This is a genomic window from Burkholderia sp. RF2-non_BP3 (assembly GCF_001522185.1).
Taxonomy (GTDB): Bacteria; Pseudomonadota; Gammaproteobacteria; order Burkholderiales; family Burkholderiaceae; genus Burkholderia; species Burkholderia diffusa.
In genome coordinates, this window is the sequence record NZ_LOSU01000043.1 from 227522 (window position 1) to 243346 (window position 15825).

Sequence of the window (15825 nt, forward strand, 5' to 3'; positions counted from 1 at the left end):
GCCACACGCGGGATGGGGCCCGCGCCCGCGCGTCACGCGAGTTCGCGCAACTTGTGCTTCAGCACCTTGCCCGTCGATGCGGCGGGCAGCGCATCGAGCACGCGGATGCGCGCGGGGCGCTTGTAAGGCGCGAGCCGTTCCGCGCACCACGTCTGCAGCGCGGCCTCGGTCGCGGTCGCGCCCGGCACCAGTTCGACGAATGCGAGCACTTCCTCATTGCCCTCGACCGCGCGTCCGACGACGGCCGCCTGCACGACGTCCGGGTGCGCGTTCAGCACCTGTTCGACTTCGACCGGATACACGTTGAAGCCCGAGCGGATGATCAGCTCCTTGCTGCGGCCCGCGATCGTCACCGAGCCGTCGGCTTCCTGGCGCGCGAGATCGCCGGTGCTCAGCCAGCCGTCGGGCGACACGGCCGCGCGCGTGGCCTCCGCGTTGCGGTAGTAGCCGAGCATCACGTTCGGACCGCGCACGCGGATTTCACCCACTTCGCCCTGCGGCACGTCGGCGCCGTCCGGCGCGACGATCCGCATCTCGACGCCCGGGATCGGCATGCCGACCGAGCAGTCGGCACGCGGCGCGTCGAGCGGCGTCTGCGTGATCGTCGGGCTGCTCTCGGTCATTCCGTAGCCGTTGTGCAGCGGCACGCCGTACACGCGCTCGACGCGCGCCTTCAGGTCGGCGTCGAGCGGCGAGCCGCCCGAATACGCGAAACGCAGCCGCGGCGCGCGCCACGCGTGCGCGTGCGTGTGCAGGTGCTCGAGCAGCTTCGCGTGCATCGCGGGCACGCCCTGGAAGATCGTCACGCCTTCGTCGGCAAGCGCGACGCGCACGGCTTCCGGCGAGAAGCGCGGCGCGAGCCGCAGCGTCGCGCCCGCGTACAGGCTGCCGAGGCAGACCGACGCGAGCCCGTACACGTGCGACACGGGCAGCACCGTGTAGACGATGTCGTCCGGCGACACGCGGCGCAGCGCGCTCGACGTCGCCGCGATGAACAGCAGGTTGCGGTGCGACAGCATCACGCCTTTCGGCGAACCCGTCGTGCCGGTCGTGTAGATCAGCGCAGCGCATTGCGCGGCGCCATCGGCCGCCACCGGTTCGTCGGGCGCGCTCGGGTCGACGCGGTACGACCACGCGCCGATGTCGACCGGCAGCGCGTCGGCCGGCGTCGCGTCGTGGCGCGCCGCGTGTGCGCGCGCATCGGGCGATGCCTCCGTCGCGAACGCGATCAGCTTCGGCCGCGCATGCGCGGCGATCGCATCGAGTTCGCCGGCCGACAGCCGCGCGTTCGACACGAGCGCCCATGCGTCGACGCGCGCCGCCGCGAACAACAGCACGATCTGCGCGATGCTGTTTTCCGCGACGATCATCACGCGATCGCCGCCGTGCACGCCGAGGCGCGCGAGCCGCTCGGCAGCCGCATCGACCGCGCGCGACAGCTCGCCGTACGACAGGCGGCGCGCGTCCTCGATCAGCGCCGGATGCGCGGGCGCTTGCGCGGCCCAGCGGGCGGGCACGTCGGCGATGCGCTCGGGCAAGGCGGCGAGCAGCGCCGGGACGTCGAGCGGCGCGGATGAACGGACAGGCGAGGACATGGCGTCTCCAGAAGAAGGGCCGGGCGGCGGCGCGGCAAGTTTTGCGAACGATCGTGCCATGACGGCGGGCGCGCCACAATCGGCCAATCGGGCAATAGCACTTCGCGATGTGCGCAATGATGATGGACGGGCGCGCCGCGGCGACGGGTGCTCGCCCGGGACACCGGTGCAAAAGGGCCACGAGTATACCGCCGGTGCGCGGCATGCCGCCCCGAGCACCGGACGGTGCGGTCGTGTGTCGACGCCCGCCCGCCGGTCGTTCGCCATTAAAATGCCGCCATGAGCAAATCCAGACACGTGTCCGAGACACCCGCGACCCAGCTGCTGCGCCGCCACGGCGTCGCCTTCGGCGAGCATCCGTACGATTACGTCGAGCACGGCGGCACCGGCGAGTCGGCGCGCCAGCTCGGCGTCGACGAACACAGCGTCGTGAAGACGCTCGTGATGGAGGACGAGCACGCGAAGCCGCTGATCGTGCTGATGCACGGCGACCGCACGGTGTCGACCAAGAACCTCGCGCGGCAGATCGGCGCGAAGCGCGTCGAGCCGTGCAAGCCCGACGTCGCGAACCGCCATTCCGGCTATCTGGTCGGCGGCACGTCGCCGTTCGGTACGCGCAAGACGATGCCCGTGTACGTCGAGTCGACCATCCTCGAATTGCCGACGATCTACCTGAACGGCGGCCGCCGCGGCTATCTCGTCAGCCTCGCGCCGACGGTGCTCACGACACTGCTCGGCGCGACGCCCGTCCAGTGCGCGAGCGTCGACTGAGGGTTTCACCTTCGTGGCAGGCCGTGCTCGTTCGGTAGAATGAGCGCCGTTTCGGCCGGTCGGCCCGCACGGCCGGCCGCCACGGCCCGCCGGCGGTTCGCCGCGACGGCGCCCGCCGCAACCGGCCGGCATGCCGTGCCCGGCCGCCCCTTCACCGATACGTTGAAAGAAGAGTTCTCCGCATGCAGATCCTGCTCGCCGCACTTGTTGCCTACCTGATCGGTTCGGTGTCGTTCGCCGTCGTCGTCAGCGCCGCGATGGGCCTGGCCGATCCCCGTTCGTACGGGTCGAAGAATCCCGGCGCGACCAATGTGCTGCGCAGCGGCAACAAGAAGGCCGCGATCCTGACGCTCGTCGGCGATGCGTTCAAGGGCTGGCTCGCCGTCTGGCTCGCGCGGCACTTCGGGCTGTCCGACGTCGCCGTCGCGTGGGTCGCGATCGCCGTGTTCATCGGCCACCTGTATCCGGTGTTCTTCCGCTTCCAGGGCGGCAAGGGCGTCGCGACCGCGGCCGGCGTGCTGCTCGCCGTGCATCCGGTGCTCGGCCTGGCGACCGCGCTGACCTGGTTGATCGTCGCGTTCTTCTTCCGCTATTCGTCGCTCGCGGCGCTGGTGGCGGCCGTGTTCGCACCGGTGTTCGACGTGTTCCTGTTCGGCACCGGCCACAACCCGGTCGCGTGGGCCGTGCTCGCGATGAGCGTGCTGCTCGTGTGGCGCCACCGCGGCAACATCTCGAAGCTGCTGGCGGGGCAGGAAAGCCGGATCGGCGACAAGAAGAAAGCTGCGTCCGACGGTGGTGCGCAGGACGGCGGGAAGGTCTGAGGAAGGGGATGACTGCCGCCGCCCGCCGGGGCGCCCTGCGCGCGGGGCCCGGCGGCGCGGCATGGCCGGTCGACGGCGTCGATCAGTCGCGGAAGTTGTTGAAGTCGAGCGGGGTGTCGGTCACGTCCTTGCGCAGCATCGCGATCACGCTTTGCAGGTCGTCGCGCTTCGTGCCGGCCACGCGCACCGCGTCGCCCTGGATGCTCGCCTGCACCTTGATCTTGCTGTCTTTCACGAGCCTGACGATCTTCTTCGCGAGGTCGCCCGTCACGCCCTTCTTCACGGTGACGATCTGCTTGACCTTGTCGCCGCCGATCTTCTCGACCTTGCCGTAGTCGAGGAAGCGCACGTCGACGTTGCGCTTCGCGAGCTTGTTGATCAGCACGTCCTTGACCTGGCCGAGCTTGAAATCGTCGTCGGCGAACAGCGTCAGCTCGCGCTCCTTCTGCTCGACGCGCGCGTCGGAGCCCTTGAAGTCGAAGCGCGTCGAAATTTCCTTGTTCGACTGCTCGATGGCGTTCTTCACTTCAATCATGTTCGCTTCGGAAACGACGTCGAACGATGGCATGGCATTCTCCCTTGAGATGCGGGTGCCCGGCTCGCGCGCGGGCACTCGCTATAATTGCGGACTGTTTGCCATTTTACCGATGCCCCTCCGTTTGCCCAAGGCCGGCCGTGAGCCCGCCCGGCGGACGTGACCGCGAATGCCGATGCCTCCTGACGATTCCGCCCTGTCGCTGCTCCCCGACCATCCGCTTGCCGCGCACAATACGTTCGGCATCGCCGCGAAGGCGCGCTTTGCCGCGCGCATCACGCAGGCGGCGCAGTTCGAGGCGCTGCACCGCGACCCGCGCGTCGCGTCGCTGCCGCAGCTCGTGCTCGGCGGCGGCAGCAACGTCGTGTTCACGCGCGATTTCGACGGCGTCGTGCTGCTCGACGAGATCGCCGGCCGCCGCGTCGTGCGCGAGGACGACGACGCATGGTACGTCGAGGCCGGCGGCGGCGAGATCTGGCACGCGTTCGTTGCGTGGACGCTCGAGCACGGGATGCCTGGCCTCGAGAACCTTGCGCTGATTCCGGGCACCGTCGGCGCCGCGCCGATCCAGAACATCGGCGCGTACGGCCTCGAGATGAAGACGTATTTCGATTCGCTGGTCGCCGTCGAGCTCGCGACGGGGCGCAGCGAGCACTTCGACGCCGCGCGCTGCGCGTTCGGCTATCGCGACAGCTTCTTCAAGCGGGAAGGGCGCGGCCGCTTCGCAATCGTGGCGGTGACGTTCCGGCTGCCCAAGCGCTGGACGCCGCGGCTCGGCTACGCCGATGTCACGCGCGAGCTCGACGCGCGCGGCATCGCGCCGGACGCGGCGACGCCGCGCGACGTGTTCGACGCGGTCGTCGCGATCCGCCGCGCGAAGCTGCCCGATCCGCTCGTGCTCGGCAACGCGGGCAGTTTCTTCAAGAATCCGGTGATCGACGCCGCGCAGTTCTACGCGCTGCGCGCGCGCGTGCCCGAAGTCGTGTCGTATCCGCAGCCGGACGGGCAGGTGAAGCTCGCGGCCGGCTGGCTGATCGACCGCTGCGGCTGGAAGGGGCGCGCGCTCGGCGCGGCGGCCGTGCACGACCGGCAGGCGCTCGTGCTGGTGAATCGCGGCGGCGCGACGGGCGCCGAGATCCTGGCGCTGGCGCGCGCGATCCAGGACGACGTGCGCGAGCGGTTCGGCGTCGAGCTCGAACCCGAGCCGGTGTGCCTGTAACGCGGCGCTTCGTACCGCGCATTTCATTCGCTCTCGCCGCGTACAAACAAAAAGCGCCGATCGACGATCGGCGCTTTTTTTCGCATGCCGGCCGATGCCGGCGGGCCGCGGGTGCTGCGATCAGTGCTTGAGGCGGCCGAGCAGCAGGAACTCCATCAGCGCCTTTTGCACGTGCAGGCGGTTTTCCGCCTCGTCCCACACGACGCTCTGCGGGCCGTCGATCACGCCGGCCGTCACTTCCTCGCCGCGATGCGCGGGCAGGCAGTGCATGAAGAGCGCGTCCGCGTTCGCGTGGCCCATCATTTCCTCGTCGACGCACCAGTCGGCAAATGCCTGCTTGCGCGCTTCGTTCTCGGCTTCGAAGCCCATGCTCGTCCATACGTCGGTCGTCACGAGATCGGCGCCCTTGCACGCTTCGTTCGGATCGTCGAACACCTCGTAGAACGGCGCGCTGTCCGGCGACACGAGCTTCATGTCGAGCGCGTAGCCCGGCGGCGTCGACAGGCGCAGCTTGAAGCCGAGGATCTGCGCGGCTTCGATCCACGTGTACAGCATGTTGTTGGCATCGCCGACCCAAGCGACCGTCTTGCCGGCGATCGGGCCTCGGTGCTCGTAGTACGTGAAGATGTCGGCGAGCACCTGGCACGGGTGGTATTCGTTGGTCAGGCCGTTGATCACCGGCACGCGGGAGTTTTCCGCGAAGCGCGTGATCACGTCCTGCTCGAACGTGCGGATCATGATGATGTCGACCATCCGCGAGATGACCTGCGCGGAATCCTCGACCGGCTCGCCGCGGCCGAGCTGCGTGTCGCGCGTGCTCATGAACACCGCGTGGCCGCCGAGCTGGAAGATGCCGGCTTCGAACGACAGGCGCGTGCGCGTCGAGCTCTTCTCGAAGATCATCGCGAGCGTGCGGTCGTGCAGCGGGTGATAGGTCTCGTAGTTCTTGAACTTGCGCTTCAGGATACCCGTGCGTTCGAGCACGTACTCGTAGTCTTCCAGCGAGAAATCCTTGAACTGCAGGTAGTGACGAATGGTTTTGGCGGTCATGAAACGAAATACGGCGGGTCTGGACCGGCAGCGGGGCCGGACGGCGCCGCCGTCGGGTGTGGATAACTCAAAGCAGCATAAAGGATTTTCTGTGCTTTGACGAGCCGCGCCGAAAACCGGGGCGGGATCGTCGCGCGCACGCGAGGATGCCGGAAGAGGGGCCGCGAGACGACGCGCGATGTCGCGCTGCGGTATAATCCAAAAGTTTTCTCCAGCCCGGCAGGCAAGGCTCTTCGCGCTCTGCCGGACACAAGCCATGCGCTGCACAAATCCGGTGCGGCGCGCCGGCGGCACGCAGCGACGTCCTGTTTTCGGGATATCGGAGCGCATGTGTCGCCGTCCACTCCAGCTTTGTGTTCGCGTATCCAGGCGCCGTCGCCTGGACATCGCCGGGCCGTCACTTGGGTAACCACATGGCTGAAACCCCTCCGACCGAATTCTTCATCCAGGGCATCACGAAAGACGGGAAAAAGTTTCGCCCGAGCGACTGGTCGGAGCGTCTGGCCGGCGTGATGGCCTGTTTCGGGCCGGGTGCGAGCGGGCCGAACGCGCGCCTGAAATATTCGCTGTACGTGCGCCCGACGATGCTCGGCGACCTGAAATGCGTGATCCTCGATTCCCGGCTGCGCGACATCGAGCCAATGGCGTTCGATTTCGTGCTGAACTTCGCGAAGGACAACAACCTCGTCGTCACCGAGGCGTGCGAATTGCCGGACTACAACGAGAAGAAGTGAGTTCGGCGGGCGAGGGGAGCATCCCGCGCCCGCGTCTGATGGTCGCCCGGCGCGATGCGCAGGCGACGCACGACAAAAAGCCCGCCTAGGCGGGCTTTTTTGCGATCGCAGGAAACAGGAACGCCCGCGAGAGCGGGCGCACCGGATTTACGCTGCTGCCTGCAGACCCTTGACGGCTGCGGCGAGGCGGCTCTTGCTGCGAGCGGCCTTGTTCTTGTGAACGATCTTCTTGTCGGCGATCGTGTCGATCGTCTTCACGGCAGCCTTGAACAGCTCGGCAGCCTTTGCCTGGTCGCCGGCTTCAACAGCCTTGCGAACCGACTTGATCGCGGTACGGAATTTCGAGCGCAGCGCCGAGTTGTGCGAATTTGCCTTCGCGGCTTGGCGGGCGCGCTTGCGTGCTTGTGCGGAGTTAGCCATGACGGTTCCTTATCCTGTCCTGTTTCCAGAGCTTGGAGCCTGACGGCCAAGCGCTGCTTTTCGATCCGTCCCCTGAGAACGATTGCCCAGGGGCGCATAAAAAACGGTGATTTTAACCGAGGCCGAGACATGAAAACGACAGGCGCCGTGCATGTAACAGGCTCAGAAACCGGCGATTATAGCAACAAAATCAAGCGCGTGGCAAGGTCAACGTGACGTCGGCCGGACGGGGGCGCCGGCGACGTGGGCCCTTTTCGGCATCCGTCCGTGCCGGGACACGCAACGTCCGTATAATAAGCGCCCCATGAATCTATTCCGAGCCCTGCTGACGGTCAGCGGCTTCACGCTGCTGTCGCGCGTGACCGGACTGGCCCGCGAGACGCTGATCGCCCGTGCGTTCGGCGCCAGTCAATACACCGACGCGTTCTACGTCGCTTTCCGCATTCCGAACCTGCTGCGCCGCCTGTCCGCCGAAGGCGCGTTCTCGCAGGCGTTCGTGCCGATCCTGGCCGAGTTCAAGAACCAGCAGGGGCACGATGCGACCAAGGCGCTGGTCGACGCGATGTCGACCGTGCTCGCCTGGGCGCTCGCCGTGCTGTCGGTCCTCGGGATCGCCGGCGCGTCGTGGGTCGTGTTCGCGGTCGCGTCCGGCCTGCATACCGACGGGCAGGCGTTCCCGCTCGCGGTCACGATGACGCGGATCATGTTCCCGTACATCGTGTTCATCTCGCTGACGACGCTCGCGTCCGGCGTGCTGAATACCTACAAGAGCTTCTCGCTGCCGGCGTTCGCGCCGGTGCTGCTCAACGTCGCGTTCATCGCCGCGGCGGTGTTCGTCGCGCCGCACCTGAAGGTGCCGGTCTACGCGCTCGCATGGGCCGTCATCGTCGGCGGCGTGCTGCAGTTCATCGTGCAGCTGCCGGGGCTGAAGAAGATCGACATGGTGCCGCTGATCGGCCTCAACCCGGTGCGCGCGCTGCGTCATCCCGGCGTGAAGCGCGTGCTCGCGAAGATGGTGCCCGCGACGTTCGCGGTGTCGGTCGCGCAACTGTCGCTGATCATCAACACCAACATCGCGTCGCGGCTCGGGCAGGGCGCCGTGTCGTGGATCAACTACGCCGACCGCCTGATGGAATTCCCGACCGCGCTGCTCGGTGTCGCGCTCGGCACGATCCTGCTGCCGAGCCTGTCGAAGGCGCACGTCGACGCCGATTCGCACGAGTATTCGGCACTGCTCGACTGGGGGCTGCGCGTCACGTTCCTGCTCGCGGCGCCGAGCGCGCTCGCGCTGTTCTTCTTCGCGACGCCGCTCACCGCGACGCTGTTCAACTACGGCAAGTTCGACGCGCATACGGTCACGATGGTCGCACGCGCACTCGCGACCTACGGGATCGGCCTCGTCGGCATCATCCTGATCAAGATCCTCGCGCCGGGCTTCTACGCGAAGCAGGACATCAAGACGCCCGTGAAGATCGCGATCGGCGTGCTGATCGTCACGCAGATCTCGAACTACGTGTTCGTGCCGCTGATCGGCCATGCGGGCCTCACGCTGAGCATCGGCGTCGGCGCATGCCTGAACTCGCTGCTGTTGTTCCTCGGGCTGCGCAAGCGCGGCATCTACCAGCCGTCGCCGGGCTGGCTGCGCTTCTTCATGCAGCTGATCGGCGCGGCGCTCGTGCTCGCGGGCCTGATGCACTGGTGCGCGATCAGCTTCGACTGGACCGGCATGCGCGCGCAGCCGCTCGATCGCATCGCGCTGATGGCGGCGTGCCTGGTGCTGTTCGCTGCACTATATTTCGGTATGTTGTGGGTGATGGGCTTCAAATACGCTTACTTCAGAAGGCGCGCCAAGTGACGACCGCAATGACCCGCGTCCTCGACTACTTCAGCACGCTCGTGGCGGACGACGACAGTCTGCCCGTCACGGAAACCGCGCTGTCGCTCGCACAGGACGCGTATCCCGACCTCGACCTGCAGGGCACGCTGGCCGAAATCGACATGCTGGCCGCGCGGCTGCGCCGCCGGCTCGCCGACGATGCGGACCTGAAGGACCGCGTCGCCGCGCTGAACGAGTTCTTCTTCCGAGAACTCGGCTTCGCGTGCAATCACAACGATTACTACGACCCCGATAACAGCCACCTGAACGCGGTGCTTAAGCGGCGACGCGGGATTCCGATCTCGCTGTCGGTGCTGTACCTGGAGCTCGCCGAGCAGATCGGCGTGCCGGCGCGCGGCGTGTCGTTCCCCGGCCACTTCCTGCTGCGCGTGACGCTGCCGGACGGCGACCTGATCATCGATCCGACCAACGGCCATTCGCTGTCCGAAGCCGAGATGGTCGAGATGCTCGAGCCGTACGTCGCGCGTGCGGCGGGCGCGGTCGACAGCGCGTTGCGCGCGCTGCTGCAGCCGGCCACGAGCCGCGAGATCATCGCGCGGATGCTGCGCAACCTGAAGACGATCTACCTGCAGACGGAGCGCTGGCAGCGGCTGCTTGCCGTGCAGCAGCGGCTCGTGATCCTGCTGCCGGAACAGCTCGACGAGGTGCGCGACCGCGGCTTCGCCTATGCGCGGCTCGACTATCTGCGCCCGGCGCTCGAGGATCTCGAGCAGTATCTCGGCGAGCGGCCCGATGCGGACGACGCGACCGTCGTCGAATCGCAGGTGACCGAATTGCGGCAGCGGATGCAGCGCGACGACGAGGACTGAGCCGCCGCGGTAGCGCCGAAACGCCGAACGTGAAAACGCCCGCATCGCGGGCGTTTTTCATTTGCAATTGCGAGGCCCTTACTTCGGCTGCATCCGGATCGCGCCGTCGAGGCGGATCACTTCGCCGTTGAGCATCGGGTTTTCGACGATCTGGCGCACCAGCATCGCGTATTCGTCCGGTTTGCCGAGCCGCGGCGGGAACGGCACCATCGCGCCGAGCGCGTCCTGCACGTCCTTCGGCATGCCGAGCAGCATCGGCGTCTCGAACAGCCCGGGCGCGATCGTCATCACGCGGATGCCGCTGCGCGACAGGTCGCGTGCGATCGGCAACGTCATGCCCGCGACGCCGGCCTTTGACGCCGCGTACGCGGCCTGGCCGATCTGTCCGTCGTAGGCCGCGACCGACGCGGTGCTGACGATCACGCCGCGCTCGCCGCCGTCGTTCGGCGCGGTCGCCGCCATCGCAGCGGCCGCGAGCCGGATCATGTTGAAGGTGCCGACCAGGTTCACGTTGATCGTCTTCGCGAATACGTCGAGCGGATGCGCGCCGTCCTTGCCGACAGTTTTCGCGGCGGGCGCGATGCCCGCGCAGTTCACGAGGCCGCGCAGCGTGCCCGCGCGCGTCGCGGCGTCGACGGCCGCCTGCGCATCGGCCTCGCTCGACACGTCGCAGCGCACGAACAGGCCGCCCAGCTCGGTCGCGAGCGCCGTGCCGGCCGCCTCGTTCAGGTCGGCGAGCACGACCTTGCCACCGGCCTGCGCGAGCATGCGGGCCGTTCCGGCGCCGAGGCCCGATGCGCCGCCCGTGATCAGAAAGACGTTGCCGCGAATCTCCATCACTGTCTCCTTGGTTTTGGGTCCGATGCCGGTCGATCGGAGGAAGGGCCGGTGCGCCGGTCCACACGGCGCACGCGTTCGATCGATTGTACGGGGCGCCGTCGCGCGCCGACCAGTGCGGCACGGTCGTGCGAACCCAGGTCAGACGAAACGGCTGCAGCAGACGAAAAAAAAGCCGCCCGGAAGGGCGGCTTGCGGTGCACGACGCTGTGCTTACTTCAGTGCGTCGAACGCACGCTCGCGGATTTCATCGACGCTGCCGAGGCCCGAGATCTTGCGATACTGCGGGGCCTTCAGGCCGTTTTCCTCGCCGCGCTGCGCCCAGTCGCCGTAGTACTTGATGAGCGGCTTGGTCTGCGCTTCGTACACTTCCAGACGCTTCTTGACGGTTTCTTCCTTGTCGTCGTCGCGCTGGATCAGCGGTTCGCCCGTCACGTCGTCCACGCCCTCGACCTTCGGCGGGTTGAACTTGACGTGGTACGTGCGGCCCGACGCCGGGTGCGTGCGGCGGCCGCTCATGCGCTCGACGATTTCCGAGAACGGGACGTCGATTTCGAGCACGTAATCGATCGCGACGCCGGCGTCCTTCATCGCGTCAGCCTGCGCGATCGTGCGCGGGAAGCCATCGAACAGATAGCCGTTCGCACAATCGGCTTCCTTCAGGCGCTCCTTCACGAGACCGATGATCAGGTCGTCCGTCACGAGCTTGCCTTCGTCCATGAAGCGCTTCGCCTCGATGCCGAGCGGCGTGCCGGCCTTGACGGCCGCGCGCAGCATGTCACCCGTCGAGATTTGCGGGATGCCGAACTTTTCCTTGATGAAGTTTGCCTGGGTGCCCTTTCCCGCGCCGGGCGCGCCCAACAGGATCAAACGCATGGTGATATCTCCAGTATGTAGATTCGTATGGCGAGACGTAAAAGCGTCGGCGACAGCGTGCGCGGGGCTTGCCTTGCGCGCGGCGGACCGGTCTGATGCGGCGCGTCGGCGAAAAGCGACGCGCGGCTGCCGGGGCGGGCCGTGGCGGGGTCAAGCGAGGACGCGCGGGTCGCGGACGGCTCGCACAATCGCCTGATTATGCCACGGGTTATTTTGAACCCGGCCGAAAAAGGGCCTGCACGCGTGCGAGATCGGCCGGCGTGTCGATGCCGGCTTCGGGCGCATGTTCGGTGATCAGCACCGCGATGCGCTCCCCGTGCCACATCGCGCGCAGCTGTTCGAGCTGCTCGGCCTGCTCGATCGGCGCCTGTGCGAGCGACGGATAGGTGCGCAGAAAACGCGCGCGATACGCGTAGAGGCCGATGTGACGATGGACCGGAAAGGCCGGTGCCGGCATGGCCGCGACGTCGGGCCAGTGCGGCTGGTACGCATCGCGGCTCCACGGAATCGGCGCGCGTGAGAAGTACATCGCGACGTTGCGCGCGTCGAGCGCGACCTTCACGATGTTCGGGTTGAACACGTCGGCGGCGGCGTGGATCGGGTGCGCCGCGGTCGCGATCGCGCAATCCGGATGCGCGGCGAGGTGCGACGCTACGTCGCGCACGAGCGCCGGGTCGATCAGCGGTTCGTCGCCCTGCACGTTGACGACGACGGTGTCGTCGCTCCACCCGAACGTCGCGGCGACTTCGGCGAGCCGGTCGGTGCCCGACGGATGGTCGGCGCGCGTCAGCACCGCTTCGAAACCGTGCTCGCGGGCCACGTCGAGCACGCTCTGCGCGTCGGACGCGACGAGCACCTGCTGCGCGCCCGCTTCGCGCGCACGCTCGGCGACGCGGACGACCATCGGCTTGCCGCCGAGATCGGCGAGCGGCTTGTTCGGCAGACGCGTCGACGCGAGCCGGGCAGGAATGACGGCGATGAAGGGCTGCGGATGAGTCATCGGGGCTGGGCGGTGAGAAGAGCGGGGCGGGCGGCGCGTCGAAGGCGGGCCGCCCGGGGCAGGGGCCGGCACGCGGCCGCGGCGAACCGCGGCCGGGCGCCGGTGCAGCGCTGCGGCGTCAGCTGCCGGCCGGGCCGGCGGGGTCGACCGGCGTGCCTTCGACGGTCTGGCGTGCTTCGTCGACGAGCATCACGGGGATGCCGTCGCGGATCGGGTAGGCGAGCTTGTCCGCGTTGCAGATCAGCTCCTGCGCGGCGCGGTCATAGTGGAGCGGGCCTTTGCAGATAGGGCACACAAGGATTTCAAGCAGGCGAGCGTCCACGGAGTTTCTCCACAACGAGGGCAATGAGGCGAGGATCAAGCGCGGCTTCGACGGGGACGACCCACAGCCGAGCGTCGCGCCAGGAAGCGCCCAATTTTACTGCATCCTTCTCGGTGATCAGGATCGCATCGACCGCGTCGTCGACGAACGGATTGTTGGCGAACGCGTAGTGGTCGGGCAGCGCGCGCGTCGCCGGTGCGAGGCCGGCCGCGCGCAGCGTCGCGAAGAAGCGTTCCGGCGCGCCGATGCCGGCCGCGGCGAGCACGCGCTCGTTCGCGAACTGCGACAGCGGGCGGCGCAGCGCCGGCTGGTCGAGGTGCCACGCGGCGCCCGGCGTGAGCGTGAGCGCATAGGTGTCGGGCCACGGCGGCAGCGCGCCGCTGTACGGATCGTTGACCAGCGTCGCGTCGCGGTGGCGCGACAGCGGCTCGCGCAGCGGCCCGGCCGGCAGCAGGAAGCCGTTGCCGCCGAGCCGGTGGTCGAACACGACGAGCTCGACCGTGCGGGCGAGACGATAGTGCTGGAGGCCGTCGTCGCTGACGATCACGTCGACGTCCGGGTGCGCGGCGCGCAGCGCCTGCGCGGCCGCGACGCGGTCGGGGCACACCCACACCGGCGCGCCGGTGCGGCGCGCGATCAGCAGCGGCTCGTCGCCGGCCGCGTTCGCGCGCGATGCGGGCGTGACCGCGGTGGGGGCCTTCACGTTCGCGCCGTAGCCGCGCGACACGATGCCCGGCGTGAACCCGGCCGCGCGCAACGCGTCGACGAGCGCGATCACGGTCGGCGTCTTGCCGGTGCCGCCGACGGTCACGTTGCCGACCACGACGACGGGCACGCCGACGTCGACCGGTTGCTTCCAGCCCTGCGCGTAGGCCGTACGGCGCAGCGCCGCGCACAGGCCGAACACGCACGCGAACGGCGTGAGCGCCCAGGCGAGGGCGCCGCGTCGCTGCCATTCGCGCGTGAGCCGTGCTTCGAGCCGCGCGAGCGGGCCGCCGGGCGCGCTCATCGGACCGGATGCGGCGCGTCGTGCACCGCGGCGTGGGACGGATTCATCAAGACGGATTCTCCGTTGGGCGGCGCGTGCCGCAAGGTCTTCGGAAGGCGGCACTCTAGCGCGCCGCACGCGGGCGCGGCAAGCGCGGCCGGGCGACGCATCCGATGGGGGCAGATCGGAGCGGGTTGTGGATAACTCTGTGAAAAACTCCCCGCCCATCCGCGTCAAACGCCCGCCGGATGGACTTCGAATCGGCGTCGAACAAAACTGTAAGGTTTAAAAATATATAAAAATCAACGCGTTACGCGGAATTGTCTGGTTTTTTTCGCGGTTTTCAAGCGTTTTTGGCGGACGATTGCCAGAGTGTGGACACCTTCCGCGTGTTGCAGTGCGCGCGGCCGGCGCTGGACGCCGCGCGCGTGTCGGACTATCGTGTCGCCGCCAGCATTCATCCGACCGCCCATGCTTTCCGACTCCCCTTTTTCCGCTCCCGGCGCCACGCGCGGCGGCGACGAAGTGATTCCCGTTTCGGCGCTCAATCGCGCGATTTCGACGATGCTCGAGCGCTCGTTTCCGCTGCTGTGGATCTCGGGCGAAGTGTCGAATTTCACGCGTGCCGCGAGCGGCCACTGGTATTTCTCGATCAAGGACCAGCAGGCGCAGATGCGCTGCGTGATGTTCCGCGGTCGCGCGCAGTACGCGGAATTCACGCCGCGCGAAGGTGACCGGATCGAGGTGCGCGCGGTCGTCACGATGTACGAGCCGCGCGGCGAAGTGCAGCTCAACGTCGAGGCCGTGCGGCGCACGGGCCAAGGGCGCTTGTACGAGGCGTTCCTGCGGCTGAAGGCGCAGCTCGAGGCGGAAGGGCTGTTCGCAGCCGAGCGCAAGCGGCCGCTGCCGGCGCACCCGCGCGCGATCGGCATCGTCACGTCGCTGCAGGCCGCCGCGCTGCGCGACGTGCTGACCACGCTCGCGCGCCGCGCGCCGCACATTCCGGTGATCGTCTATCCGGCGCCCGTGCAGGGTGCCGGTTCCGCCGAAAAGCTCGTCGCGGCCGTGCAGACCGCGAATGCGCGGCGCGAGGTCGACGTGCTGCTCGTCTGTCGCGGCGGCGGGTCGATCGAGGATCTGTGGTCGTTCAACGACGAAGCGCTCGCACGAGCGATCGCGGCGAGCGAACTGCCGGTCGTCAGCGGCGTCGGCCACGAAACCGATTTCACGATCGCGGACTTCGCGGCCGACCTGCGCGCGCCGACGCCGACCGGCGCGGCCGAGCTCGCGAGTCCGCAGCGCGCGTTGCTGTTGCGCGAGGTTGCCGACCGTCAGCGCGCGCTTGCGCGCAGCCTGGAACGCGGGCTCGAGCAGCGTGCGCAGCAGCTCGACTGGCTCGCGCGCCGGCTGGTCAGCCCGGCCGAACGGCTGCAGCGGCAACGCACGCACGTCGAACAACTGGCGGTGCGGCTCGCGTCGGCGGCGTCGCGGCCGGTGCGCGACGCGCGTGCGCGTTTCGCGCTCGCGCAATTGCGCTGGCAGCGCGCGCGGCCCGATCCGGCGCAGGCGCGTCAGGCGCTCGCCGGGCTGTCGCAACGTCTCGCGGTGGCGCTGCAGCGCCGTCACGAGCGCGATACCGCGCGCGTGTCGGCCTGCGCGGCGCGGCTCGAGGTGCTGAGCCCGCAGCGCACGCTCGAGCGCGGCTATGCGGCGCTGATCGACACGCAGACCGGTCGCGCGGTGCGCGCGCCGAGCGCGCTGAAGCCTCAGCGCCGACTCACCGTGCATCTTGCCGAAGGCTCGGCCGACGTGTCGCTCGCCGACGTGCAGCCGCGGCTGACCGACACGATGTGACGACGGCGGCGTAAGCGAAACGAAGGTCGCGCGCCCGGCGGTCCGGATATACCGGTCGCCGGACGCGGGAACGGATGCTGCGCATCGTCGTCTCGTC

At 68.3% G+C, this 15825-nt stretch carries 16 protein-coding genes; 7 read left to right on the forward strand and 9 right to left on the reverse strand.

Annotated elements, in window-relative coordinates; translation table 11 throughout:
• Positions 1–32 precede the first annotated feature (32 nt).
• Positions 33–1595: a class I adenylate-forming enzyme family protein gene (locus tag WS45_RS22955; RefSeq protein ID WP_059701824.1), complete on the reverse strand. Its 1563-nt coding sequence runs from the start codon at positions 1593–1595 to the stop codon at positions 33–35.
• Between the two features lie 279 nt (positions 1596–1874).
• Between WS45_RS22955 and ybaK the strand changes: the two genes are divergently transcribed.
• Together ybaK and plsY are read left to right on the forward strand one after the other, a co-directional pair.
• A complete protein-coding gene (gene ybaK, locus WS45_RS22960) occupies positions 1875–2366 on the forward strand; it encodes a Cys-tRNA(Pro) deacylase (RefSeq protein WP_059527812.1) in 492 nt (163 codons plus the stop codon).
• 182 nt (positions 2367–2548) lie between these two features.
• Positions 2549–3187: a glycerol-3-phosphate 1-O-acyltransferase PlsY gene (gene plsY / locus WS45_RS22965; protein ID WP_059690575.1), complete on the forward strand. Its 639-nt coding sequence runs from the start codon at positions 2549–2551 to the stop codon at positions 3185–3187.
• Positions 3188–3269: 82 nt separating this feature from the next.
• On the opposite strand, the gene WS45_RS22970 is transcribed toward plsY, so the two are convergent.
• Positions 3270–3755 (reverse strand): YajQ family cyclic di-GMP-binding protein, encoded by a 486-nt coding sequence (locus WS45_RS22970; RefSeq protein WP_006762345.1) that lies wholly within the window; start codon positions 3753–3755, stop codon positions 3270–3272.
• 136 nt (positions 3756–3891) lie between these two features.
• Here WS45_RS22970 and murB point away from each other — a divergent pair, with 136 nt between their 5' ends.
• A complete protein-coding gene (gene murB, locus WS45_RS22975) occupies positions 3892–4941 on the forward strand; it encodes a UDP-N-acetylmuramate dehydrogenase (protein ID WP_059701826.1) in 1050 nt (349 codons plus the stop codon).
• A 120-nt stretch (positions 4942–5061) separates the two neighbouring features.
• Here the strand turns inward: murB and argF are convergent, their stop codons facing one another.
• Positions 5062–5991, reverse strand: coding sequence for an ornithine carbamoyltransferase (gene argF, locus WS45_RS22980; RefSeq protein ID WP_059511839.1), 930 nt, complete (start codon positions 5989–5991; stop codon positions 5062–5064).
• A 413-nt stretch (positions 5992–6404) separates the two neighbouring features.
• On the opposite strand from argF, the gene WS45_RS22985 reads away from it, so the two are divergent.
• Positions 6405–6725 carry a DUF3579 domain-containing protein gene (locus WS45_RS22985; RefSeq protein ID WP_006762342.1) on the forward strand — a complete coding sequence of 107 codons (321 nt, stop codon included), beginning with the start codon at positions 6405–6407 and terminating at the stop codon, positions 6723–6725.
• 147 nt (positions 6726–6872) lie between these two features.
• On the opposite strand, the gene rpsT is transcribed toward WS45_RS22985, so the two are convergent.
• Entirely contained in the window at positions 6873–7145 is a 273-nt protein-coding gene (rpsT, locus tag WS45_RS22990; RefSeq protein WP_006482211.1) for a 30S ribosomal protein S20, read from the reverse strand.
• A gap of 304 nt (positions 7146–7449) precedes the next feature.
• Between rpsT and murJ the strand changes: the two genes are divergently transcribed.
• Together murJ and WS45_RS23000 are read left to right on the forward strand one after the other, a co-directional pair.
• Complete coding sequence (gene murJ / locus WS45_RS22995) at positions 7450–9000, forward strand: murein biosynthesis integral membrane protein MurJ (RefSeq protein ID WP_059527801.1); 1551 nt, start codon at positions 7450–7452, stop codon at positions 8998–9000.
• A gap of 8 nt (positions 9001–9008) precedes the next feature.
• Positions 9009–9851, forward strand: coding sequence for a SirB1 family protein (locus tag WS45_RS23000; protein WP_059528320.1), 843 nt, complete (start codon positions 9009–9011; stop codon positions 9849–9851).
• Between the two features lie 78 nt (positions 9852–9929).
• On the opposite strand, the gene WS45_RS23005 is transcribed toward WS45_RS23000, so the two are convergent.
• The 5 genes from WS45_RS23005 to lpxK form a co-directional block, all read right to left on the reverse strand.
• Positions 9930–10688 carry an SDR family NAD(P)-dependent oxidoreductase gene (locus WS45_RS23005; RefSeq protein WP_059701828.1) on the reverse strand — a complete coding sequence of 253 codons (759 nt, stop codon included), beginning with the start codon at positions 10686–10688 and terminating at the stop codon, positions 9930–9932.
• Between the two features lie 213 nt (positions 10689–10901).
• Entirely contained in the window at positions 10902–11564 is a 663-nt protein-coding gene (gene adk / locus WS45_RS23010) for an adenylate kinase (RefSeq protein WP_059690572.1), read from the reverse strand.
• Between the two features lie 208 nt (positions 11565–11772).
• Positions 11773–12564, reverse strand: coding sequence for a 3-deoxy-manno-octulosonate cytidylyltransferase (gene kdsB, locus WS45_RS23015; protein WP_059701830.1), 792 nt, complete (start codon positions 12562–12564; stop codon positions 11773–11775).
• Between the two features lie 118 nt (positions 12565–12682).
• A complete protein-coding gene (locus WS45_RS23020) occupies positions 12683–12886 on the reverse strand; it encodes a Trm112 family protein (RefSeq protein ID WP_006750935.1) in 204 nt (67 codons plus the stop codon).
• Positions 12867–13895, reverse strand: coding sequence for a tetraacyldisaccharide 4'-kinase (lpxK, locus tag WS45_RS23025; protein WP_059701833.1), 1029 nt, complete (start codon positions 13893–13895; stop codon positions 12867–12869). The genes WS45_RS23020 and lpxK overlap by 20 nt, the downstream gene beginning before the upstream one ends.
• 450 nt (positions 13896–14345) lie before the next feature.
• Here lpxK and xseA point away from each other — a divergent pair, with 450 nt between their 5' ends.
• The gene (xseA, locus tag WS45_RS23030) at positions 14346–15728 is read left to right on the forward strand and encodes an exodeoxyribonuclease VII large subunit (RefSeq protein WP_059690570.1); all 1383 of its coding nucleotides are present in this window, start codon (positions 14346–14348) and stop codon (positions 15726–15728) included.
• The last annotated feature ends 97 nt before the right edge of the window (positions 15729–15825 follow it).